General features: G+C 73.7%; 18 protein-coding genes. 9 read left to right on the top strand and 9 right to left on the bottom strand.

Translation table 11 applies throughout. The features are described 5' to 3' along the window. Window positions 1-10: 10 nt before the first annotated feature. The 4 genes from H7H31_RS11695 to H7H31_RS11680 all read right to left on the bottom strand — a co-directional run bounded on the left by H7H31_RS11695 (window position 11) and on the right by H7H31_RS11680 (window position 5732). Complete coding sequence (locus tag H7H31_RS11695) at window positions 11-1105, bottom strand: hypothetical protein (RefSeq protein WP_187062111.1); 1095 nt, start codon at window positions 1103-1105, stop codon at window positions 11-13. A gap of 257 nt (window positions 1106-1362) precedes the next feature. After that, window positions 1363-2574, bottom strand: coding sequence for a pyridoxal phosphate-dependent aminotransferase (locus H7H31_RS11690; protein WP_176163747.1), 1212 nt, complete (start codon window positions 2572-2574; stop codon window positions 1363-1365). An 86-nt stretch (window positions 2575-2660) separates the two neighbouring features. Continuing rightward, window positions 2661-4289: an N-acyl-D-amino-acid deacylase family protein gene (locus H7H31_RS11685; RefSeq protein WP_187062110.1), complete on the bottom strand. Its 1629-nt coding sequence runs from the start codon at window positions 4287-4289 to the stop codon at window positions 2661-2663. Between the two features lie 177 nt (window positions 4290-4466). Beyond that, the gene (locus H7H31_RS11680) at window positions 4467-5732 is read right to left on the bottom strand and encodes an alanine racemase (protein WP_187060175.1); all 1266 of its coding nucleotides are present in this window, start codon (window positions 5730-5732) and stop codon (window positions 4467-4469) included. A 562-nt stretch (window positions 5733-6294) separates the two neighbouring features. On the opposite strand from H7H31_RS11680, the gene H7H31_RS11675 reads away from it, so the two are divergent. From H7H31_RS11675 to H7H31_RS11660, 4 genes are all read left to right on the top strand, one after another. After that, window positions 6295-7416: a sugar kinase gene (locus H7H31_RS11675; RefSeq protein ID WP_232110282.1), complete on the top strand. Its 1122-nt coding sequence runs from the start codon at window positions 6295-6297 to the stop codon at window positions 7414-7416. Continuing rightward, window positions 7413-8159, top strand: coding sequence for an IclR family transcriptional regulator (locus tag H7H31_RS11670; protein ID WP_176163749.1), 747 nt, complete (start codon window positions 7413-7415; stop codon window positions 8157-8159). Before H7H31_RS11675 ends, H7H31_RS11670 begins: the two co-directional genes overlap by 4 nt. Window positions 8160-8373: 214 nt before the next feature. Then, on the top strand, window positions 8374-8787 hold the full coding sequence (locus H7H31_RS11665; RefSeq protein ID WP_187060173.1) for a RidA family protein: 414 nt from the start codon (window positions 8374-8376) through the stop codon (window positions 8785-8787). Between the two features lie 784 nt (window positions 8788-9571). Then, complete coding sequence (locus tag H7H31_RS11660) at window positions 9572-11095, top strand: GntP family permease (RefSeq protein WP_187059842.1); 1524 nt, start codon at window positions 9572-9574, stop codon at window positions 11093-11095. A 103-nt stretch (window positions 11096-11198) separates the two neighbouring features. Here the strand turns inward: H7H31_RS11660 and H7H31_RS11655 are convergent, their stop codons facing one another. Then, a complete protein-coding gene (locus H7H31_RS11655; RefSeq protein ID WP_187059841.1) occupies window positions 11199-11687 on the bottom strand; it encodes a VOC family protein in 489 nt (162 codons plus the stop codon). A gap of 169 nt (window positions 11688-11856) precedes the next feature. Between H7H31_RS11655 and H7H31_RS11650 the strand changes: the two genes are divergently transcribed. After that, window positions 11857-13089 carry a helix-turn-helix transcriptional regulator gene (locus tag H7H31_RS11650; RefSeq protein WP_187117900.1) on the top strand — a complete coding sequence of 411 codons (1233 nt, stop codon included), beginning with the start codon at window positions 11857-11859 and terminating at the stop codon, window positions 13087-13089. A 3-nt stretch (window positions 13090-13092) separates the two neighbouring features. Next, window positions 13093-13947, top strand: coding sequence for an alpha/beta fold hydrolase (locus tag H7H31_RS11645; RefSeq protein WP_187060227.1), 855 nt, complete (start codon window positions 13093-13095; stop codon window positions 13945-13947). A gap of 211 nt (window positions 13948-14158) precedes the next feature. Here the strand turns inward: H7H31_RS11645 and H7H31_RS11640 are convergent, their stop codons facing one another. Further along, a complete protein-coding gene (locus tag H7H31_RS11640; RefSeq protein ID WP_187060226.1) occupies window positions 14159-15505 on the bottom strand; it encodes a M14 family metallopeptidase in 1347 nt (448 codons plus the stop codon). 277 nt (window positions 15506-15782) lie between these two features. Here H7H31_RS11640 and H7H31_RS11635 point away from each other — a divergent pair, with 277 nt between their 5' ends. Continuing rightward, on the top strand, window positions 15783-16733 hold the full coding sequence (locus H7H31_RS11635; protein WP_187060225.1) for a S1 family peptidase: 951 nt from the start codon (window positions 15783-15785) through the stop codon (window positions 16731-16733). Between the two features lie 357 nt (window positions 16734-17090). Here the strand turns inward: H7H31_RS11635 and H7H31_RS11630 are convergent, their stop codons facing one another. Then, window positions 17091-17984 carry an NADP-dependent oxidoreductase gene (locus tag H7H31_RS11630; protein ID WP_187061893.1) on the bottom strand — a complete coding sequence of 298 codons (894 nt, stop codon included), beginning with the start codon at window positions 17982-17984 and terminating at the stop codon, window positions 17091-17093. A gap of 70 nt (window positions 17985-18054) precedes the next feature. On the opposite strand from H7H31_RS11630, the gene H7H31_RS11625 reads away from it, so the two are divergent. After that, window positions 18055-18633 carry a TetR/AcrR family transcriptional regulator gene (locus H7H31_RS11625; RefSeq protein ID WP_187061892.1) on the top strand — a complete coding sequence of 193 codons (579 nt, stop codon included), beginning with the start codon at window positions 18055-18057 and terminating at the stop codon, window positions 18631-18633. Window positions 18634-19010: 377 nt separating this feature from the next. Further along, window positions 19011-19550, top strand: a complete 540-nt coding sequence (locus tag H7H31_RS11620) for a GNAT family N-acetyltransferase (protein ID WP_187061891.1) — start codon at window positions 19011-19013, stop codon at window positions 19548-19550. Window positions 19551-19627: 77 nt separating this feature from the next. Here H7H31_RS11620 and H7H31_RS11615 read toward each other — a convergent pair whose 3' ends face one another. Together H7H31_RS11615 and H7H31_RS11610 are read right to left on the bottom strand one after the other, a co-directional pair. Continuing rightward, window positions 19628-20818, bottom strand: coding sequence for a serine hydrolase domain-containing protein (locus tag H7H31_RS11615; RefSeq protein WP_232109802.1), 1191 nt, complete (start codon window positions 20816-20818; stop codon window positions 19628-19630). Between the two features lie 233 nt (window positions 20819-21051). After that, window positions 21052-21588 carry a GNAT family N-acetyltransferase gene (locus tag H7H31_RS11610; RefSeq protein ID WP_187061889.1) on the bottom strand — a complete coding sequence of 179 codons (537 nt, stop codon included), beginning with the start codon at window positions 21586-21588 and terminating at the stop codon, window positions 21052-21054. Window positions 21589-21622 lie beyond the last annotated feature (34 nt).

Here is a 21622-nt window from a genome sequence, read left to right as displayed (position 1 = left end):
GGGGCGTCCCTCACTTCTGGGCACGGGAACGGCTGGTGATCTCACGCATCACCTCGGCCGTGGGGACCGGGGCCTGCTGGACCGTTCCGGTCAGCTTCTGGCGCAGGTAGGTGCCGTGCTTGGCGGTGGCGGCGGCGAACTCGGCGGAGCCGCCCACGGGCCGGAACCCGTGCCGCACGGCGAGCCCACGCAATGTCGGGTCGCGCTGGAGGAGTTCGCCGAACTTCCGGCCCTGCTCGGTCAGCGGCACCAGCGTGTGGTCGCTGAAGACGGTGGTGTCCGGGTAGAGCACCACGAGGTCGGGCACGGTGTCGCCGCGGATGAGGAGGGCGGCGATCTGCGACTCGTAGGCGAGTACCAGCGGGGTGCCGACGCCGACGGTGAAGTCGCGGAACAGGTCTTCGCTGTTGACGTTCTGGCGGCCCTGCACGGCGGTGAGCTTGCGGGTGAGCGGGGTGACGGCCGCGACCCCCTCGGCGTCGCTGACCAGCCGGTTGCCGTTGGCCACATAGGCGGCGGTGGCGAGGTAGAGGGCGCCGGAGTTGGAGGCCAGCGGGTCGGTGCTGGTGATGCTCAGGGTGCCCTTCAACTCGGCGTACTCGCCACTGCCCTTGAGCTCCTGCCAGGTGGTGTCCTTGCCGGCGGCCTTCAGGAACGGGTCCATCCGCAGCGTGCCGCTGCCCTCGCGGCCGGCGGGGCCGGTGAGCTTGACGTAACCGTTCGCGGCGAGCGTCTTGGCGGCGGGGCGGCGGGCGAGGACGACCAGCGGCGAGTAGAAGGGGCGCAGCGGCGAGCCCTGCACGCGGTGCGCGCGGCCCAGCGCGTCGGCGGGCGCGGCGCTGCCGGGGAAGGCGAAGTCCGCCCCCTTGAGGTCCATGTCCTTCATGTCCCAGGACCCCGAGGACTCGGTCTCCACGGCGAAGCCCCGGTCGGCGAGGGCGTCGAGCACCTCGGGATCGTTGAGGAAATCGGCCTTCTCCGACCCGATGACGCCGCGTACCGTCGTCGTGCCGCTCGCCTCGGAGTCGTCCCGGCCCAGGACGACCGCCGTGATGACGCCGCCGATGAGGGCGAACGCCAACACGATGCCGAGGATGCGTTTCACACGCCTCACTCCCCCCGTGGCACCGCCGTGGTGGCGGTGCGTGTGTCAGGGGTGCAGCATCGCTCCGGAAACCCACATTCCGGGCGGCGTCCGGTGAATGGGGGGTGAAGGGGGTATCGCAGTACGCCAACTGTTCCGTGTGGAACGCGGGTTGGCGGTGCGGACGCGGATACCGGGAGCGCGGCGTCGGAGCGGGTGGCCGCGCGGGGCCGGGCGCGGCGCGCGCGGGCGCGCGTCCGGCTCCGGGCGGCGGTGGGTCAGGGCTGGGCGTACCCGGTGAGGAAGTCGCCGATACGGGCCACCGCGTCCGCCAGGTCCTTCGCGCACGGCAGCGTGACCAGGCGGAAGTGGTCGGGCTCGGGCCAGTTGAAGCCCGTGCCGTGCACGATCATGATCTGCTCGGCCCGCAGCAGGTCGAGCACCATCTGCCGGTCGTCCTTGATCTTGTAGACCTTGGGGTCGAGCCGGGGGAAGGCGTACAGCGCGCCCTTGGGCTTGACGCAGCTCACGCCGGGGATCTGGGTGAGCATCTCGTACGCCACGTCGCGCTGCTCCAGCAGTCGGCCGCCCGGGCGGACCAGGTCGTTCACCGTCTGCCGGCCGCCGAGGGCGGCGGCCACCGCGTGCTGGGCGGGCATGTTGGCGCACAGCCGCATGTTGGCCAGGATGGTCAGGCCCTCGATGTAGCTGGTGGCGTGGGACTTGGGGCCCGAGACGGTCATCCAGCCGCTGCGGTAGCCGGCGACCCGGTAGTTCTTGGAGAGCCCGTTGAAGGTGAGGGTGAGCAGGTCGGGGGCGATGGCGGCGGTCGGCGTGTGGGTCGCCTCGTCGTAGACGATCTGGCTGTAGATCTCGTCGGAGCAGATCAGCAACTGGTGTCGGCGGGCGATGTCGGTCAGGCCGCGCAGCATCTCGTCGTCGTAGACGGCGCCGGTGGGGTTGTTCGGGTTGATCACGACCAGCGCCTTGGTGCGGTCGGTGATCCGGCGCTCGATGTCGGCCAGGTCGGGCATCCAGTCCGCCTGCTCGTCGCACCGGTAGTGCACGGCGGTGCCGCCCGACAGCGAGACGGCCGCCGTCCACAGCGGGTAGTCGGGCGCCGGGACCAGTACCTCGTCCCCGTCGTCGAGCAGCGCCTGCATGGCCATCTGGATGAGTTCGGAGACGCCGTTGCCGAGGTAGACGTCCTCGATCTCCAGCTCGACGCCCCGGGTCTCGTAGTGCTGCACGATCGCGCGCCGGGCGGCCGGCAGGCCCTTGGCGTCGCCGTACCCGTGCGAGCTGTGGAGGGAGCGCAGCATGTCCTCCAGGATCTCCGGCGGGCACTCGAAGCCGAAGAGCGCCGGGTTCCCCGTGTTGAGCTTGAGGATCTGGTGCCCCGCCGCCTCAAGCCGCATGGCCTCCTCAAGGACCGGGCCACGAATCTCGTAGCAGACGTTTGCGAGCTTGGTTGACTGGATCACCTGCATGCGGGCCACCATACGGGCGCATTTCGGGACCCGCTCGGTGTTTCTCGCCACGCGTGGGCGGGGGAACGGGCGGCGGCGAGGGCGGGTCAGGCGGTGGGGGAGCGGCGCACGGAGCGGCCCGCGAGGACGTCGGTGCGGCGTCCGTCTTGGATGACGAAGCGACCGTCGATGAGCACATGCGGAATGCCGGTCGGAAGGGTGCGCGGGGCTTCGAATGTCGATCCCGCGGCCACCGTCTCCGGATCGAAGAGCACCAGGTCGGCGCGGTATCCGGTCCGTACCAAGCCCCGATCCGGCAGCCGGAGCCGGGCCGCGGGGCGCGAGGTGAGATGCGCCACGCACTCCTCCAACGGGAGCACGCCGAGGTCGCGCGCGTACCTCCCGAGGTAGTGCGGGAACGTCCCGTACGCCCTCGGGTGCGGCTTGTCGCCCTGGAGGATGCCGTCGCTGCCGCCGGTGTGCACCGGGTGCCGCATGATCGTCCGGACGTTCTCCTCGTGGCCGACGTGCTGGAGGATCGTGGTGCCCAGGTCGTCGGCGAGCAGCAGCCGGTGGGCCGTGGTGAAGGGCTCCTCGCCGCGCTCGGCGGCACTGGCCGCGACGGTCTTGCCGACGTAGCCGGCCAGCTCCGGGTGGGTGACGCCGGAGATCTCGATGGTGTCCCAGTCGATCGGCACCCCGTGGCAGCCGTCGGCGCCCTCGACCTCCATCACGTGCCGGATGCGCGCGGTGGCCGCCGCGTCCCGCAGCCGTTCCGTGATCGCCGCGGGCCCGCCCTCGCTGGCCCAGCTCGGCAACATCGCGACCAGCGTGGTCGCGCCGGGGGTGTACGGGTAGGTGTCCAGGCTGATGTCGGCGCCGCCGGCCAGCGCCCCGTCCAGCAGGGCCAGCAGCTCGGGGGCGCGGCCCTCGTTGACGCCGAAGTTCATGGTGGCGTGCGCCAGGTGCAGCGCGCAGCCCGCCTCCCGGGTGAGGGCGACCATCTCCTCGTACGCCTGGAGCGCGCCCGCCCCGTACGAGCGGTGGTGCGGGCAGTAGTAGCCGTCGTACGCGGCGACCACCCGGCACAGCTCGGTCAGCTCGGCGTCCGACGCGTACATGCCCGGCGTGTAGGTGAGCCCGGAGGACATGCCGACGGCGCCCTCCGTCAGTCCGGTGGCGACCAGTTCGCGCATGCGGGTCAGCTCGGCGGGGGTGGCCGGCCGGTCGTCCCAGCCGACCGCGAGCATGCGCACGGTGCCCTGCGGGATCAGGTAGGCCGCGTTGACCGCGATGCCCTGCCCATCGAAGCCGGCGTCGAGCCGGTCCAGGTACTCGCCGACGCTCCGCCAGGAGAAGTCCACGTCGTGGGTGCCGGGCCCGCCGCCGTTCCAGCCGGCGATCTGGGTGCGCACCTGGGCCAGCGTGCGGTCGTCCACGGGCGCGTAGGAGAGGCCGTCCTGCCCGATGACCTCCAGGGTGACGCCCTGCGCGACCTTGGCCTCGTGCCCGGGGTCGCGCAGCAGGGCCAGGTCGCTGTGGGCGTGCATGTCGATGAAGCCGGGGGCCAGGGCCAGGCCGTGCGCCTCGAGGGTGGCCCGCCCGCTGGGCCGGGGTCCGCCGTCCTCCGCGCGGTGGATCGCGGCGACGCGACCGGCGTCGACGGCGACGTCGGCCCGGTAGGAGGCACCCCCGGTGCCGTCGATGACGCGGACGTCGCGGATGACCAGGTCCATGGGGCGCTCCTCGGGGGCGGGGTTTCGGTGCTGGCAGGTGTGGGGGGCGGCTTGCGGGTGCTGCGTGTGGCGGGCGTGCTGCGTGTGACGCGTGTGGCGCGTGTGCGGCGTGGGGGAGTGCGGGGGGTGGCGGTGGGCCGGCCGGCGCACGGGGGCGGGGCCGGCCGGCCCGTGGGGCTAGAAGAAGGTGCGGATCAGGTCGGTGACCGTGCCGTCGGCCTCGACCAGCGGGATGAGCTGCCACTTGTCGAAGGAGGTGCACGGGTGGGACAGGCCGAGCCCGACCCAGTCGCCCACCTCAAGGCGGGTGCCGGGCTCGGTGCGCAGCCAGCCGTGCTGGTCGGACAGGCCGGTCAGGGCGATGCCGTCGGCCGGGCGCAGCTCGCCGGTGCGGCCGTCGCGCACCACTTGCGGCACGGGCAGGTGCAGGTCGTACGCGGCGTCCCGCTTGCCCGCGTTGAGGAACGCCTGCTCGGTGTTGGGCCGCGAGATGACCTGGGCCCACAGCCGGAACGCGGACTGGAGCGCGCCCTCGTCGGGCACCCGGTTGAACGGCGTCAGCTCGCGGTAGTGGCCGTCGTCGTGCGAGACGTACGCACCGGAGCGCAGCAGCCTGAGCACCGGGGCCGACAGCGGCGGCAGCTCCGCGAAGACCTCGGCCACCGCGTCGAACCACGCGCTGCCGCCCGCGCTCACCACGATCTCGGCGGGCTCGGCGCCGAACCGCCCGGCCCGGTCGAAGGAGGCGAGCAGCGCGGTGAGTTGGCGCAGCCAGGCGCGTACGGACGCGTCGTCGGCCCGCGGCACCTCGCCCTCGTAGCCGGCGACGCCGACCAGGCGCAGCGTGCCCACCTCGGCCACCGCGTCCGCGATCAGCTCGCACTCGGCGACGCTGCGCGCGCCGGTGCGGGCGTCGGGGCCGGCGCCGAGTTCGACCACCACGTCGATGGGGCGCGCGGCGCCGGCCTCGCGCAGCGCCGCGTCCATCAGCTCGACGCCGCGCACCGAGTCCACGTAGCAGATGAGCCGGAAGTCGGGGTCGGCGGTGAGTTCGCCGGCCAGCCAGCGCAGCGAGGCGGCGTCCACGACCTCGTTGGCGAGGAAGATCCGCTGGATGCCGAAGGCGCGGTAGACGCGGACGTGGGAGGGGAGGGCGGCGGTGATGCCCCAGGCGCCGTGCGCGAGTTGCCGCTCGAAGAGCTGCGGCGCCATCGACGTCTTGCCGTGCGGCGCGAAGGCGAGCTGGTGGCGGTGCGCGTACGTCTCCATGAGGGCGAGGTTGTGCGCGAGCGACTCGGCCGACAGGGCGAGCACCGGGGTGGTGAAGCCGCCGGTGAACAGCGACCTGCGCTCGGCGGCCAGGGCGCCCACGGTGGAGCCGTCGGCGTCCGGGGGCAGCCCCTTGAACCGGTGGTCGATCCGCTCGACGGCCAGCGGCGCCACCGCGTCGCGCACCCGGCGCAGCCGGCCGGCCGCGGCGTCGGCGGCGGGGGTGGTGGCGCCCGTGCCGTTGGTCCCGTGCGCGCCGGTCGCGTCTCCCGCGTCGCCCGCCCCGGCGGCGGGGCGCGGCGTCGGCGCGGGTCGTGGGTCCGCGTCCCTGGTGTTCTCGGTGGCCATCGAGCCCCCCAAAGTTCTTGTTGCATATACTGCAACATCCATTGCGTATATCGCTTACTGCTGTCTAACATCCCGGCAAGCACCGGGTCAACGGTGCGAACCGTCCGTCGAAACCCCGGGCGGCCCCCGCCGGCCCGGCCGTGGCGCGCGGGGCCCGCGACGGGCGCCGCGGGACACGCAGGACACACAGCAAACACAGCACACGTACGGGTTCCGCGAGAGGCCGGCCGCACCAGCCGGACCGGCCGCGAACGGAACTCCGCCCGACCCGCCGAGGGTTCCGGGCGGGCACCACGCAGACGACGAAGACCGCGCGACAGGAGCGAGAGCGATCGTGACCGCAGCCCCGAGCAGCCCGGACGTCGATGTCGTGTGCCTCGGCGAGTCCATGGTCACCTTCGTTCCCCGGCAGGCGGGCCGACTCGCCGACGTCCCCACCTTCGACCGGGGGATCGGCGGCGCCGAGTCCAACGTGGCCTGCTGCCTGGCCCGCGCGGGCCACTCGGCGCGCTGGGTGAGCCGGGTCGGCGCGGACGGCTTCGGCGACCACCTGGTGGCGGCCATCGCCGCGACCGGCGTGGACACCGCCTCGGTCCAGCGCGACCAGGCCCGGCCCACCGGCATCTACTTCCGCACGGCGGGGGAGCGCGCGGTGCGCGCCGCCGCGCCCGCCGGCGGCTCCGAGGTCGTCTACTACCGCGCCGGCTCCGCCGCCGCCGCGATGGCGCCCGGCGCCTTCGACCGAGCCACGCTGTGGAGCGGCCGGGTGCTGCACGTCTCGGGCATCACGGCCGCCCTGTCCGCCGACTGCCTCGCCCTGATGCGCGAGCTGACCACCCCGGCCACGGGCCGCCCGCTGCTCTCCTTCGACGTCAACTACCGGGTCGGGCTCTGGCGCGGTCGCGGCGCGGCCGACCAGGCCGGCCCCGAGGTGCTCGCCGACCTCGCGCGCGGCTGTGACCTGGTCTTCGTCGGCGAGGACGAGGCGGAGGCGGCCTGGGGCCTGAGCGGCCCCGCCGCCATCCGCGCCGCGCTGCCCGAGCCCGCGGTCCTCGTGGTCAAGCACGGCGCGGAGGGCGTGACGGTCTACGCCCGCGAGTCCGCCAACACCGCGCCTGACACCACCGCGACGCGTACCGGCACCACCGCGATAGGAACCGGCACCACCGCGACGGGGACCGACACCGTCACGTACGCCCCGGCGCTGCGCGTGGACGTGGTCGCCTCCGTCGGCGCCGGCGACGCCTTCGCCGCGGGCTTCCTCTCCGCCACCCTGCGCGGCCTGCCGGTCTTCGCCCGGGTCCGGCACGGGCACCTGATGGCCGCCGCCGCCCTCACCGTCCCCGGCGACCTCGGCACCCCGCCCTCCCGCGCCCAGGCGGACCGCCTCGCCGCGCTCGACCCGGACGCCTGGGGCGCGTTGCGTCTGTCCGCCGGCTGGACCGAGGCGGAGCCGGGCGCGGAGGTACCTACCGTAGGGGGACCTAACGCGGAGGTACGTAACCGATGAGTCAGACCGTCGACCGAGCGCTGAGCATCCTGCCGTTGCTCGCGGAGGGCCCGGCCAACCTGGAGCAGGTCGCGAACCGGCTCGGCGTCCACAAGTCCACCGCCCTGCGCCTGCTGCGCACGCTGCACGAGCACGGCATGGTCTACCGGCAGCAGGACCAGCGTTACCGGCTCGGGGCCCGGCTGTTCGCCCTCGCCCAGGAGGCCGTCGAGAACCTGGACGTGCGCGAGATCGCCCACGCCCACCTGGTCCAACTCAACGAGAAGTGCGGGCACACCGTGCACCTGGCGGTGTACGAGGAGAACGAGGTGCTCTACATCGACAAGGTGGAGAGCCGCTACCCGGTGCGGATGTACTCGCGGATCGGCAAGCCGGTCGCGATCACCGTGGCCGCCGTCGCCAAGCTCCTCCTGGCCGACCTGCCCGAACCGGAGCGGCGCGCCATCGCCGAGCGGCTCGACTACCCGCTCTACACCTCCCGTTCGACGCCCGGGCCCGCCGCCTTCCTGGCCGAGCTGGCCAAGGTGCGCGAGCAGGGCTGGGCCAGCGACCTCGGCGGTCACGAGGAGTCCATCAACTGCGTCGGCGCGCCGATCCGGGGCGCCGACGGCCGGGTGGTCGCCGCGTGCTCGGTCTCGGCGCCGAACGTCGTGGTCACCGCCGAGGAGTTGCTGACCCTGCTCCCGCTGGTGCGCCGCACCGCCGACGCCATCACCCGCGAGTACTCCGGGCGGCACCAGTGACCGCGCGGCGCGGGCCCACCCCGTTCGGGTGTGGCGGGTTCGGGCGCGGCGCGTCCACCGGGCCACGGCTCACGACCCCGTACGCGTCGGCCCCGCGCGCCGTCCCGGCCTCGTGCGCCGCCGCGTTACCGACCCGCCAGAGCCCGGCCGGCCCGCCCGGCCACCCCCCGTCCGTTGTGCAACCCCGGAAGTACGGAAGCAGAGGAACCCTCGCATGAGCGACAAGCTCCAGAAGACGGCCATCACGCCCGCCACCCACACCGCGCCGCCGGCCAAGTTCTCGCACGGCGTCCGCAAGGGCAACATCCTCCAGGTCGCGGGCCAGGTCGGCTTCCTGCCCGCCGTCTCCGGCCAGTCCCCGACCCCCGCCGGGCCGACCCTGCGCGAGCAGACCCTGCAGACGCTGGCCAACGTCAAGGCGATCCTGGAGGAGGGCGGCGCGCGCTGGGAGGACGTGATGATGCTGCGCGTCTACCTCACCGATGTCGACCACTTCGCCGAGATGAACGAGATCTACAACGAGTACTTCGCCGACCTGACGGAGGCCCCCGCCGCGCGGACGACGGTCTACGTCGGCCTGCCGGCCGGGCTGCTCATCGAGATCGACGCGCTCGCCGTACTCGGCTGATCCCCGGCGCCGCGGCCCCTCCGGACCCACCCCCGCCGGAGGGCCCGCGGCACCGGCCCCGCCGCTTCCCGCCCCACACCCCGGGCCGGCAGCGGCACCCCCGTACGACCCCGGTGCGAGACCCCGTACGACCCCGGTACGACACCCCCGCACCGCCCGGTACGACAGCACGCCATCTCGCGTACGACGCCCCGGCACGACGCGCCCGACCCCGGGCCCGCCGCCGCCGGCGGTACCAGGGGCGCCGCTTCGGCGCACCCCTCCCCGCGCGCCGGCCCGTCCTTCCCGCGCCGGCCGCGCCCCACCCGCGCACGCCAGGGCCGCCCTCCGCGACCCGCGCGCCGCACCGACCCCGCGACCGGGACCAGCCGCCCACCCCGGACGACCGGCCCCACCCGCACCCCCCCGCATCACCGCATCACCGCATCACCGCATCACCGACTCGGCGGAACGCCAACTGGGGCTTGAAGCACCGGAGTTGGCGGGCCGAGCGCACAGCCCCACGTACGGCGCGGGTGCCCGTCACCCGCTCCGGCCGGCGGCCCGGCCCCGCGCCCCGCCCCGGCGCCCGCGCGACCCGCCACCGGGTTCGATGCCGGCGCCCGGCGCGGCACCCGGTCGACGGACTGGCCGCGGCCACCCCCCAACCGCTTCACACCCAAGGCACGTGACGCCCCACACCTCGCGCCCCCCGTACCCCGTCCCCTTCTCCCCGGCACCCGGCCCGCGTTCGGCGTGCCGTGGCCCGCCCCACCCACCGACCCCTGGAAACAACGGAGTTCCCATGTTGTTCGCAGCCGCACCCGCGGCCGAGACGCCATCGCACACCGGTGGCTTCCTGCTGCTCATCGACGGCACCGCCGGCCTGCTGACGGTCGCCGCCCTCGGTATCGCGCTCCTGCTCTTCCTGATCATCAAGGTGCGGCTGCAGCCGTTCGTCGCGCTGCTCGCGGTCTCCATCGCGGTCGGCCTCGCGGCCGGCCTCTCGGTCACCGAACTTTTCGGCACCGTGCAGAAGTCCGACGCCGTCTCGCTCATCGAGTCCGGCATGGGCGGCATCCTCGGCCATATCGCGATCATCATCGGGCTCGGCACCATGCTCGGCGCGATACTCGAGGTCTCCGGCGGCGCCGAGGCGCTCAGCGCCCGGCTGCTCACCCTCTTCGGCGAGCGCAGGGCCCCGCTGGCGATGGGCGTGACCGGCGTGATCTTCGGTATCCCGGTCTTCTTCGACGTCGGCATCTTCGTCCTCGCGCCGATCGTCTACGCCGCCGCCAAGCGCAGCGGCAAGTCCATCCTGCTGTACTGCATGCCGCTGCTCGCCGGCCTGTCCATGACGCACGCCTTCCTGCCGCCGCACCCGGGCCCGGTGGCCGCGGCCGGCCTGCTCGAAGTGGACCTCGGCTGGGTGATCCTGATGGGCGTGGTCTGCGGAATCCCCGCCGTGCTCGCCGCCTGGGCGTACGCCGCGTGGATCGGCCACCGCGTCTTCGTGCCCGTCCCGCAGGACATGGTGGAGGCCGCCGATGAGGCCAAGGCCGCGGTCGCGGCCGAGCAGCGCGCGCTCGCCGGCTCGACCGGCAAGGGCGGCTCCGCCGGGGCGGGTGGCGGCGTGGGCGGCTCCGGCGCCGCCGAGGCGCCCGTCTCCGTCGGCACCGTGCTCGCCATCATCGGCACCCCGCTGCTGCTCATCCTCTGCGCGACGTTCTCCTCCATCGCCTTCGACCCGAGCACGGGCCGCTCGATCGTGGAGTTCTTCGGCCACCCCTTCGTGGCGCTGACCATCGCGCTGCTTCTCGCGTACTACCTGCTCGGGCTGCGGCGCGGCTGGTCGCGCAAGTCGCTGGAGACCGTGTCCACCGCGTCCCTCAAGCCGGTCGGCAACATCCTGCTGGTGGTCGGCGCGGGTGGGGTGTTCGGCGCGGTGCTCAAGGGCAGCGGCGTGGCCCAGGCGCTGGCCGACGCCTTCGACAGCGCCGGCCTGCCGGTCATCGTCCTGGCCTGGCTGATCTCGGTGGTGCTGCGGGTCGCGCAGGGTTCGGCGACGGTGGCCATCGTCACCACGGCCGGCATCGTCTCGCCGCTGCTGGCCGACGGCGACTACTCGCAGGCCCACCTCGCGCTGGTGATCATGGCGATCTCGGCGGGCTCCATCTTCGCCTCGCACGTCAACGACGGCGGTTTCTGGATGGTGGCCAAGTACTTCGGCATCTCCGAACGCGACACCCTCAAGTCCTGGACGGTCCTGGAGACGGTCCTGTCGGTGGTGGGCTTCGTGGTGGCGGGGCTGCTGAGCCTGGTGATCTAGCGGGCCGCCCGGTGCGTCGCGCCAGGCGGACCAGCGGGCGCCCCGGCGGGCGCGCGGAGCGGCGAGGGGGCCGACCCGCGCGCCCCGCCGGGGCGTTCGTCCGTCACCGGGGGCTGACGACGTCCAGCACCCACACCACCCCGAACCGGTCCCGGACCATGCCGTACAGCGCGGCCCACGGCGCCGGCGCCAGCGGGTGCAGCACGGTCGATCCGGCCGCGTCGGCGGTGAGCCGGTCCCAGCGGGCCGCGATCTCCTCGGTGTCGTCGCCGCGCACCGAGACGAAGAAGGAGTTCCGCCCCCGCTCCCAGGGCATCCCGGACGGCACGTCGTACGCCATGACGCGGAAGCCGTCCTCCGCGACGACCTCGCCCCACATCACCCACCGCCCCTCGGCCGGGTCGGTCGCGTCGGCTGTGGTGGGTGTGTCGGCTGTGGTGGGTGTGTCGGTCAGGCCGGACGCGGCGGCGGCGGCGGCGGCGTCCGCGTACGTCACGACGGTGGTGCGCCCGCCGAAGACGGACTGGTAGAAGTCGAGCGCCGCGCGGGCGTCGCCACGGAAGTTGAGGTGCGTGGTGGTCGTCAGGGACATGAGGGGCTCCTTGCCTCGGTGTGCTCACGGGCGCCGGCGCCGCCGGCGCGGTCACGGCCCGGGCTGGGCGGGAGCGGCCGGGATGGCCGCCCCCGGTCGCCGGGCGTGCGGCTGACCGTCCCAGGGGGAGAGGACAGGACGTGTCCGCTACCCCGGCCAGAATGGGTGGGTGCCCACGACCTCCTCGCGCTTGCTCGCGCTCCTGTCCCTGTTGCAGGCCCGCCGGGACTGGCCGGGCGCCGACCTCGCCGCCCGGCTCGACGTCCATGTCCGTACGATCCGCCGTGACGTGGACCGGCTGCGCGAACTCGGCTACCCGATCGTCGCCACCAAGGGCCCGGACGGCGGCTACCGGCTCGACGCCGGCTCCCGGTTGCCCCCGCTGCTCTTCGACGACGACCAGGCCGTCGCGCTCGCCGTGGCCCTCCAGACCACCGCGGCCGCGGCCACGGCCGGCGGCCGGGCCGGCTCCGGCCCCGGAGCCGACATCGGCGAGGCCGCCGCCCGCGCCCTGCACACCGTGCGCGACCTCATGCCCACCCGGCTGCGGCACCGGATCGACACGCTCCGGGCCACCGTGGTCGCGTCCCCGCGCACCCCCGCCGAACAGCCAGACGGCCGCGTGCTCGCGACGCTGGCCGACGCGGTCCGGGCCCGCGAGGAACTCCGCTTCGACTACGCGCCCCCGCCCGCGCCCCCGCGAGACGGCCCCGACGACCGCCCCGCCGGCCCGCCGCAGGACACCGACCACCGTGGCGACGACCCGCCGCCGAACCTCGACGCCGCCACCCGGTCACAGGCCCGTGAAGCCGCCGCCCCGCCGTCGGCCCGCGAGGCCGCCGCCCCGCCGCCAGGCCGCGAGGCCGCCCGCGTGCGGCGTCGGGTGCAGCCGCATCACCTGGTCGCCTGGGGCGGGCGTTGGTACCTGCTCGCCTGGGACCTGGACCGTGCCGACTGGCGCACCTTCCGCGCGGACCGCGTCACCCCGCGCGTGCCCACCGGCCCCCGCTTCACCCCGCGCGCGCTCCCGGGCGGCGACGTGGCCGCCTTCGTCGCGGGCCGGTTCCGTGGCGCCGACGGGCCCGGCGACTGGCCCTGCCGCGGCGAGGTGATCCTCGACCTGCCCGCCGCCGACGTCGCCCGCCACGCCTTCGACGGGCTCGTCGAGGAGTGGGGTCCCGGCCGCTGCCGGCTCGTCCTCGGCTCCTGGTCCTGGGCCGGACTGGCCTGCGCCGTCGGCCGGTTCGACGCCGACTTCGAGGTCGTCGGCCCGCCCGAACTGCGGTCCGCCCTCGCCCGGCTGGCCCGGCGCGCGGCCGGGGCGGCGGCGGGGGAGGGCCCGTCGCCCGAGGCCCGCCACCTGCCCCGACCTTGCCCCGAAGATCGTTTCGGTGGAGGCTGAGGCATGCACAACACGCCAACCTTCGTCCTCGTCCACGGCGCCTTCGCGAACTCGTTCTCGTTCGCGCCGCTCCAGGCCGAGCTGGCCCTGCTCGGGCACCGCTCGGCCGCGATCGACCTCCCCGGCCACGGCTTCGAGGCCACGTACCCCGCCGCCTACCAGGCGCCCCAGGACCTCGCCGCGCTCGCGGCGGAGCCGGGCGGCATCAAGGGGGTCACCCTCGCCGACAACGTGGCCCGCGTCATCGAGGCCCTGGAGCGGGCCAAGCGCACCGGGCCCACCCTCCTCGTCGCGCACAGCCGGGGCGGCATCACGGCCACCGCCGTCGCCAACGCCCGCCCCGAACTGGTGGACCGGCTCGTGTACGTGGCCGCCTGGTGCCCGGTCGAGCTGGACGTGAGCGGCTACTACGCGCAGCCGGAGATGGCGGACGTGGACCCCATGGCCTTCGCCAGCACGCTGGTCGGCAACCCGGCCGAACTCGGCCTGCTGCGCACCAACTTCCGTACCGCCGACCCGACGGCGCTCGCCGCGTTCAAGCAGGCGTTCGCCGCCGACCTGACCGACGACGAGTTCCGCACCTTCCTGAACACCTTCCAGCCCGACGAGAACCTGGACGCCGGCACCTCCGCCGACCGGGCGCAAGCGGCGACCTGGGGCCGGGTGCCCAGGACGTACGTACGCCTGACCGACGACGCCAGCGTGCCGCCCGCCGTACAGGACCGCATGATCCGCGAGGCCGACGCGCTCACCCCGGACAACCCCTTCGACGTCCACTCGCTGGAGAGCAGCCACCTGCGCTGGCTCGTCCACCCCGAGCCCGCCGCCGAACTGCTCGCCAGCCTCGTCACCCGCTGACCCACCCCGCCGCCGGGCCCCGACGTACGACAGCGCCCCGGCCCCGACGTACGACGACGCATCGGGACGACACGCCGGGACGACACACCCGGACAGCGCACCGGCCCCGGTGCTCGGCGGTGAGGCCGAACACCGGGGCCGGTCAAGCGACTTCAGGCGAGTTCAGACGACTTCAGGTGGCGGCGACGGGCGCCGCCACCGCGCCGGTGGCTCAGCTACCGGAGCAGTACTGCTGCTCCTTGCCGATGGAGCGGTACATGCAGTCGGAGTTCTCCAGGAGGAGCAGCACGGCCTCGCGGTTGCGGCTGGTCTCCCGCTCGATGACCTCGTCGGGCGGGTAGAAGCCGCCGCCACCGCCGCCCGGGCCCGGGTACATCTCGAAGGTGTAGCCGAAGATCTTCTGGTCGCCCCACAGCCAGTCGTCGATCGACCCGTCGGTGACGTACAGGTCGCTGGACTGCTCGGGGGTGTAGCCGTTGGTGCCGGCCATCTTGCGGCCGACGGTGGCGAACGCGTCCCGGTCGTCCTGGGTCAGGCCGGGGGCGGTGTCCGCGGTGGTGTAGCCGAACGGCCACAGGATGAGCTGGCTGTACGTGTGGAAGTCGATGCCGGTCTTGATCTGCTGCTTGCCGCCGACGACCCGGCTGCGCACGAAGTCCGCGACGACCTTCACCTCGGGCGCCGACTCGGCGCGCGGGCCGCGGTAGGTGTCGGAGGTCGGGCTGCCGGAGGAGCCGCCGCAGCAGCCCCACTTGAAGTCCCAGTTCCGGTTCTCGTCGGTGCCGGTGGCGCCGCCGTTGGGCTGCCGGTTCTTGCGCCAGCTCCGGTACGAGCCGCTGGCGATGTCGTACTCGCCGCCGTCCGGGTTCACGTCCGGCACGATCCAGATCTCGCGGCTGTCGATGAGCTTCTTGAGCCGCGCGTCGCTGGCGTACTTGTCGCCGAACTCGCGGAGCAGGTACAGCGCCATCTCGACGGTCAGGTGCTCGCGCGCGTGCTGGTGCGCGGTGAACAGCACCTCCGGCTCGGCCTCGTCGGTGCCGACGTTGTCGCTGATCTTGATCGCGACGATGTCCCGGCCCTGGTAGGACTTGCCGATGACGCGCTTGCTCATGATGTTCGAGTTCTTCGCGACCCGGTCGTTGATCTCCGCCGTGGCCTCGGCGTAGTTGTGGTAGCGCGAGTCGGCCGGCGGGAAGTCGCGCGGCGTGGCGTCCTTGCTGCCGGTCCGAGCGGGCGGTCCGGGCAGCGCCTTGACCTCGTACCCGAGCGCGCGCACCTGCTTCAGCTCGGCCGGGTTCGCGGTGATGGTGACGGCGCCCTCGCGTACGGCGTCGATGGCCGCGCCGGTGGCGGCGATCTCCGTGCGCTGACCCACGGTCTTCGGGCCGGTCACGTCGTACTGCCGGGCGACGTCGGCGGCCTCGGCCGCGGCGGGTTTGGCATCGCGGGCGCCGGAGTCCGCGTCGTTGGCGTTGGCCGCCAACGGCGCGGAGAGCGCGAGGGTTATCAGGGCGGCGATGACGGTGGTCCGCCTGCCCCTGGTTCGGAGTCGCATGGGGGTCTCCTGGTGGGGGTGGGTCCAGTAAATGCGACGTGCGAAAGCCGCGCCACCGGGGTGCGAGTGGACACGGGGCCCGCTGCGGCGTACGGCGCGGGTGCCGGGGACAGTCTTGGGTTCTGGCATGCTCGGGTCAACATGTGGAGCTGATGTGAACCCGCCATTTTTTGGGGTTTCCGATTCCTTGATTGCCCGGAGGGGCCGTTGCGCTCAGAATGCGCATGACAAAACCGCAGCACATCCGCGGCACATCCGGAGGGAAGGACTCCCCCACGTGAACCGAACCGTCATAGGTGCGCTCTCCGCCCTGGCGCTGAGCGGCTCGTTGGTCGCCGGCGTCGGCGCCTCGTCCGCCGCGGCCCACGACGCGGGCGCGACCGGCACCGGTACGAACGCCTCCGGCGTGACCTCGCCCCAGGTCAACGCCGTGACGTACGAGGGCACGGTGGCGCTGAGCAACTGCTCGGGCTCGATCGTGAAGTTGCCCAACTCCACCGACCAGGACCCCGCCATGGTGCTGACCAACGGCCACTGTCTGGAGGGCGGCATGCCGGGCGCCGGCCAGGTGCTCGTGGACCAGCCGTCCAGCCGGAGCTTCACGCTGCTGAACGCCAACGCGGGCAACGCGGGCACGGTGCGGGCCACCAAGCTCGCGTACGGCACGATGACCGACACGGACGCCGCGCTCTACCAGGTCAACGCGACGTACGCGCAGATCAAGCAGCGCTACAACGTCAACGCGCTGGCCCTGTCCGCCGAGCGGCCCACCTCCGGCGCCGGCATCAAGGTGGTCTCCGGCTACTGGAAGCGCACCTACACCTGCAACGCCAACGGCTTCGTCAACCAGTTGCGGGAGGGGCCCTACACCTGGAAGGACTCGGTCCGCTACACCTCGCCCTGCAACGTCATCGGCGGCACCTCCGGCTCGCCGGTCATCGACACCGCCAGCGGCAAGGTCGTGGCCGTCAACAACACCATCAACGAGTCCGGCCAGCGCTGCACGATGAACAACCCGTGCGAGGTGGACCAGAACGGCCAGGTCACCGTCCGCCGCGGGATCGGCTACGCGCAGCAGACGTACCAGATCACCCGCTGCGTCGGCGCCGGCAACAAGGTCGACCTGTCCCTGCCCGGCTGCACCCTGCCGAAGCCGCGCGCGGCCCACGCGGGCGCCACGGGCCGTCCCGTCACCACCGCGACCCCGGGGCTCATCGCCACCAAGTGACGCCGGCCTCACCCCCGTTCGCGCCCGTTCCGACCGGCATCGCGCGCCAGCGCGCCGGCCCGCGCCACCACGCGGCCGACGCGCACCGCCCATGGGTCGCGCACCACGCGCACCACGCGCCCGACGCGGGCCAGGCGCTCGGTGTGGGGCAGGGGCCCGGTGTGGGTCAGGAGTCCGGTGTGGATCAGGCGCGTGGTGTGGCCCGTGCGCCTGACGCGAACCGACCGCCCCCCGAGTGACCGTGACGGGTCGCTCGGGGGGCGGCGTGGGTGTCCGACTCGCCGCGCTCGGCCCCCTGCCCCGAGCACGGCCCCCCACCGGCCGCCCCCTCGGCCCCCCTCGGCCCCGCCTCCCGGCTCAGATGACGATGACCCGGCGCCCGCGCGTGTGGCCGGCCTGGCTGTCGACGTGTGCCGCCACGGCGTCGGTGAGCGGGTACGCCTTCTCGACCGGGATGTGCAGCTTCCCGCGCGTGAGGAGGTCGACGGTCGTCGCGAGCGCGTCCGGCACGCTCCCGGCCACGCCGGAGAAGCGGACGCCGAGCTTGGGCGCGTCGAGATCGGCGATGGAGACCACCTTGTTCGGGTCCCCGGTCAGCTCGACGAGTTCCCGGATCACGCCCGAGCCGGCCAGGTCGAGCGCCGCGTCCACCGGGCCGAGTTGTCGTACCCGCTCGACCCAGCCGTCCCCGTACGTCGTGGCGCGGGCGCCCAGGCCGCGCACGTACTCCTGGTTGGCGGCCCCGGCCGTGGCGATCACCGCGATGCCACGGTCGCGGGCGACCTGCAACACGGCCGATCCGACGCCGCCGGACGCCCCGCTGACCAGCAGCGTCTGCCCGGGGACCACGCCGACCTCGCCGATGACGCGCAGCGCGGTCTCCATGACACACGGGTAGCCGGCCGCCTCCTCGAACGACAGCCCCTCGGGCATCCGGGCCCAGTGCGCCAGCACGGCGAACTCGGCGTAGGTGCTGCTTCCCTCGCCGAACACGCGGTCGCCGACCGCGACCCCCTCGACGCCCGCGCCCACCTCGTCCACCACGCCGGCGGCGTCGAGGCCGACCCCCGAGGGCAGCGCGAGCGGATGGGCCGCCAGCTTCTGGCCCTCCCGGATCCGCCAGTCGACGGGGTTCACGCCCGCCGCCCGCACGGCGACGCGTATCTGGCCGGGGCCCGCGTGGGGCTCCTCGGCATCGATGAGTTGCAGGACATCGGGACCGCCGAACTCGGCGAAGCTCACTTTTCTCATGCGGCGAACCGTAGCACTAACGGTTAGCTTTCCGAAACGGTTGTTGTTTCGCACCTGTTAGTCTGCGGCCATGACCGTGCCGACCGGACGCCGTGAGCGCAAGAAGGCCGCCACCCGCCAGAAGATCGCCGACACCGCCCTGCGGCTCTTCCTGGAGCGCGGGTACGACGCGGTGGGCATCCGCGACGTGGCGGCCGAGGCCGACGTGGCCGTCACCACGCTCTTCTCGCACTTCCCCGCGAAGGAGGCTCTGGTCTTCGAGCAGGACGCGGACTTCGAGCAGCGCCTCACCCGGGCGGTCACCGACCGCGCGCCGGACGAACCGCTCGTCCCCGCGCTGCGCCGCGAGGTGCTGGCCCTGGTCCGCCACTGCACGGGGGAGGGGGCCGGCCCGATCTGGCACATGATCGACTCCTCGCCCGCCCTGCGGAAGTACGAGGAGTCGATGCGGCTGCGCCACGCGGAGGCGCTGGCGGCGACCATCGAGGCCGAGTTCGTCCCGGCCCGCACCCCGACGGTCTGCCGGACCATCGCGCGGTTCGCCATCGCCGCGTACACGCTGGCCCGCGAGGCGACCGAGCCGGAGGCCGCGTTGGACGAGATCTTCCAGATGATCGAGGCGGCCTGGGAGACCACCCGCCCGGCGTGACGCGCCAGCGGCTGCCGGGGCTTCGCGTCCGACGGGCGTACGCGCGGCCACCCGGCGCCGCCGCCGGCAACGGACGGGACCTCGCCCGGGTCGATGCCGGTCGGTTCGCGGCTGGCGCCCCACAGCCGGGCCCGGCGGCTACCGGCAGCTCGCCGACGGAGCGCGCCGCCCGCGACCGACCGGCCGCCACCTCGCCGACAAACGGGTGGCGGCCCACGTCAGGACCGCGACCGCGACCGCGACGGCTCGGCGGCGTCGTACCGGCGCCGGTCGCGCCCGACCCCCAGCCGATGGGTGACGGTCCAGTCGCCCAGGCGGTGTCGGCGCCCAACGGCGAGGGCCGGCCGCTTGGTTCGGCCTCCTGTTAGCGTGCACGGATGGACGATCTGGGGCCCGTGACCTGGCCACCCGAGCCGATCAGCACCGGCAGGCTCGTACTCCGCGCGTCCGAGGCCCGGGACCGCGCGGCCTTCGTCGAGCTGTTCGCCTCGCCCGAGGTGCACGCCTACCTCGGCGGTCCCCGACCGCGTGACGAACTGGAGCGCGAGATGCCCGAGGTGCCCGCGCGGCGGCCCGGGAGCTTCGTCGTCGAACTCGACGGGGCGATGGTCGGCCAACTCCTGCTCAGCAGGGCGACAGGACACAGCCGCCCGGCCGCCCGGGGCAAGGTCGACCTCGGCTACCTCTTCCTGCCCCGCGCGTGGGGAGCGGGGTACGCCACCGAGGCGTGCGTGGCGGCACTCGACTGGCTCGCCACCGTGCTGCCCGGCGAGCCGGTGGTGCTCACCACCCAGAGCGCCAACGCCGCCTCGATGCGTCTCGCGGCGAAGCTGGGGTTCACCGAGGTGGAGCGGTTCGACGCCTGGGGCGCGCGGCAGTGGCTCGGCATACGCTCCCCGACCCCGCCGCCCGGCTGAGTCCGCGACCCACCGCCCACCCGGGCGCCATCCCGCCGCGGACCCGCCCCGCCCGCTCCCGCCCTTCCGGGCGGTCGCTACCCCCGGTCCGGTGCGCGGCCCCCCGAGAGCGCCGTCTCGACGGCCGCCCGGATGTGGTCGCTCTGGGCGTCCGAACTGCCCGGGCCCAGGTTCGCCATGACCGTCGCCTGCCGGCCGTCGACCGTGGCGCCGGCCATCGTCTCGTACCCGAGGAAGTCGCCGGAGTGGCCCCAGTAGCGGCCGCCGCCGGGCAGCGACCTGCTCTCCAGGCCCAGGCCGTACGCGCGGTCGCCGTCGCCGCCGGTGGGCTGGGTGCGCGTCATCTCCCGCAACTCGGCCGGCTGGAGCAGGTCCCCGCCGAGGAGGGCGGCCAGAAACGTGTTGAGGTCGGTGCCGCTGGAGACGATGCCGCCGGCCGCGCCGCCGATGGAGGGGTCGATCCGGGTGATGTCCACCAACGGCGCGTCCTTGCCGGGCTGCGCGTACCCGCGCGGGTGCGGGCCACGGATCGTCGTCTCGCTCGGTACGTACGTCTCGCGCAGGCGCAACGGCCTGACGATGCGCTCGTGGACCTCGTGGGCGTACGTGTGGCCGGTCACCCTCTCGATGATCATGCCGGCGAGCAGGTAGTTCGTGTTGGAGTAGTCCCAGTTGGTGCCCGGCTTGTCGACCGGGGGGTGCTGGAGCGCGAGGGCCACCAGGTCGCGCGGGTCGTGGTGGGCCAGCGGGTCGGCGACGATGTCCTGCGGCTTGAGGTAGTCGAGGAAGTCGGGCAGGCGGCTGGTGTGTTGCAGCAGTTGGCGGACGGTGATCTTCCGGCCGTCGTTGCCGTGGCCCCGGACGACGCCGGGCAGATAGCGCTCCACCGGCGCGTCGAGACGTACGTCGCCCTCTTCCACCAGTTGCAGCACGGTCGTCGCCGTGAACATCTTGGTCATGCTGCCGATCCGGAACCTGCTGTCGCGGTGCACCGGCGCGAGGCTGTCCACGTCCGCGACACCGCTGGTCAACACCCTGCTGCCGCGCCGGTCCCGCACCTCGGCGAGGGCGCCGGGCACTCCGTCGTCGCTGGTCAGCCGCCGCAGGTACGCCCGCACCCCGGCGTGGTCGCCGCCGGCCTTCGCCGACCGCGCCGAGGCGGTCGTGCCGCTCGCGGCGGCGGCGCTCCCCGGGAGCACGGCCCCCGCGACCCCGACCGCCACGGCGAGGGTGAGCGCCCCGGCGAGCGCGCGCTTGTGCTTCGTCACGTGTACGTCCTCACGCATGGGAACCACGGCCGCGGTGCCACCCCGCAGGGCACCGTGCCCCGCCGCCTCGTCCCCCTCACTGTGCCCGCCGGACACGGGCCGCCGCGCTGGGGCGATCATCCGGATCGGGGGTCGGGTTAACCCCCGGGTGGCGTGGGCGGGTTGCGCGTCAGCGTCACTGGCCCGACGGCCGCGGGCCCGCGCGAGCCGATCGCGGGGATCGGCTGATCCGACTAGCTCCGCAGCATGGCGACCAGCCGGGGCGCCCCCGCGAACGGGACACATTCACCCACGCGCTCGTATCCCCAACTCCGATACATCTGCACGACCTTCGAATGGTCGACGGGAGTCAGCAGGGTGACCCGGCTCTCGGGCCGGCCGTGAAGCAACGCGTCGTGCAAGCGCCGTGCGGTGCCGGTTCCGCGCCATTCCCTACCGACCAGCAGCTCGGACAGGGCAAAGGTGCGCGTGCCGTTCTCGGCAGCCGCGGCTGCGTCCAGGGGTGGGATCAGCCCGTCCCACCAACTGGTGTGGGAAGTGAGGGGAGCGCCATAGGCGTACCCGGCCAGGGTGCCGTTGGGAGCGCGGGCAGCGGTGCAGGCGAAGTTCTCCGCGACGAGCCAGTGGTCGAGGAAGGGTGCGAACGCGTCTCGGGCGGCAAGAGGGTCGCCACTGCCCTCGTACACCGCGTCGTGCAGGTCGAGCAGTTCCTCACGCATGACCGCAGCGTGGTCGGCGGTGTAGTGCCGGATGGCTGGAGCGGTGTTCATCGCTCGCCCCTGGCGGTTGGTTGAGCGCGGGGGG

The sequence above is a fragment of the Streptomyces buecherae genome (assembly GCF_014295035.1).
Taxonomy (GTDB): domain Bacteria; phylum Actinomycetota; class Actinomycetes; order Streptomycetales; family Streptomycetaceae; genus Streptomyces; species Streptomyces youssoufiensis.
Note: the sequence above shows the minus strand (reverse complement) of the source record. Positions and strands in the feature narration are given on the sequence as shown.

What these genes read in the sequence shown, in the direction of transcription:
- H7H31_RS11670 (WP_176163749.1), top strand. Translation starts at nt 7,413, where the DNA reads ATGAGTCAGACCGTCGACCGAGCGCTGAGCATCCTGCCGTTGCTCGCG.
- H7H31_RS11625 (WP_187061892.1), top strand. Translation starts at nt 18,055, where the DNA reads ATGACCGTGCCGACCGGACGCCGTGAGCGCAAGAAGGCCGCCACCCGC.
- H7H31_RS11665 (WP_187060173.1), top strand. Translation starts at nt 8,374, where the DNA reads ATGAGCGACAAGCTCCAGAAGACGGCCATCACGCCCGCCACCCACACC.
- H7H31_RS11610 (WP_187061889.1), bottom strand. Translation starts at nt 21,588, where the DNA reads ATGAACACCGCTCCAGCCATCCGGCACTACACCGCCGACCACGCTGCG.
- H7H31_RS11655 (WP_187059841.1), bottom strand. Translation starts at nt 11,687, where the DNA reads ATGTCCCTGACGACCACCACGCACCTCAACTTCCGTGGCGACGCCCGC.
- H7H31_RS11660 (WP_187059842.1), top strand. Translation starts at nt 9,572, where the DNA reads ATGTTGTTCGCAGCCGCACCCGCGGCCGAGACGCCATCGCACACCGGT.
- H7H31_RS11685 (WP_187062110.1), bottom strand. Translation starts at nt 4,289, where the DNA reads ATGGACCTGGTCATCCGCGACGTCCGCGTCATCGACGGCACCGGGGGT.
- H7H31_RS11630 (WP_187061893.1), bottom strand. Translation starts at nt 17,984, where the DNA reads ATGAGAAAAGTGAGCTTCGCCGAGTTCGGCGGTCCCGATGTCCTGCAA.
- H7H31_RS11620 (WP_187061891.1), top strand. Translation starts at nt 19,011, where the DNA reads ATGGACGATCTGGGGCCCGTGACCTGGCCACCCGAGCCGATCAGCACC.
- H7H31_RS11640 (WP_187060226.1), bottom strand. Translation starts at nt 15,505, where the DNA reads ATGCGACTCCGAACCAGGGGCAGGCGGACCACCGTCATCGCCGCCCTG.
- H7H31_RS11690 (WP_176163747.1), bottom strand. Translation starts at nt 2,574, where the DNA reads ATGCAGGTGATCCAGTCAACCAAGCTCGCAAACGTCTGCTACGAGATT.
- H7H31_RS11645 (WP_187060227.1), top strand. Translation starts at nt 13,093, where the DNA reads ATGCACAACACGCCAACCTTCGTCCTCGTCCACGGCGCCTTCGCGAAC.
- H7H31_RS11675 (WP_232110282.1), top strand. Translation starts at nt 6,295, where the DNA reads ATGGTCACCTTCGTTCCCCGGCAGGCGGGCCGACTCGCCGACGTCCCC.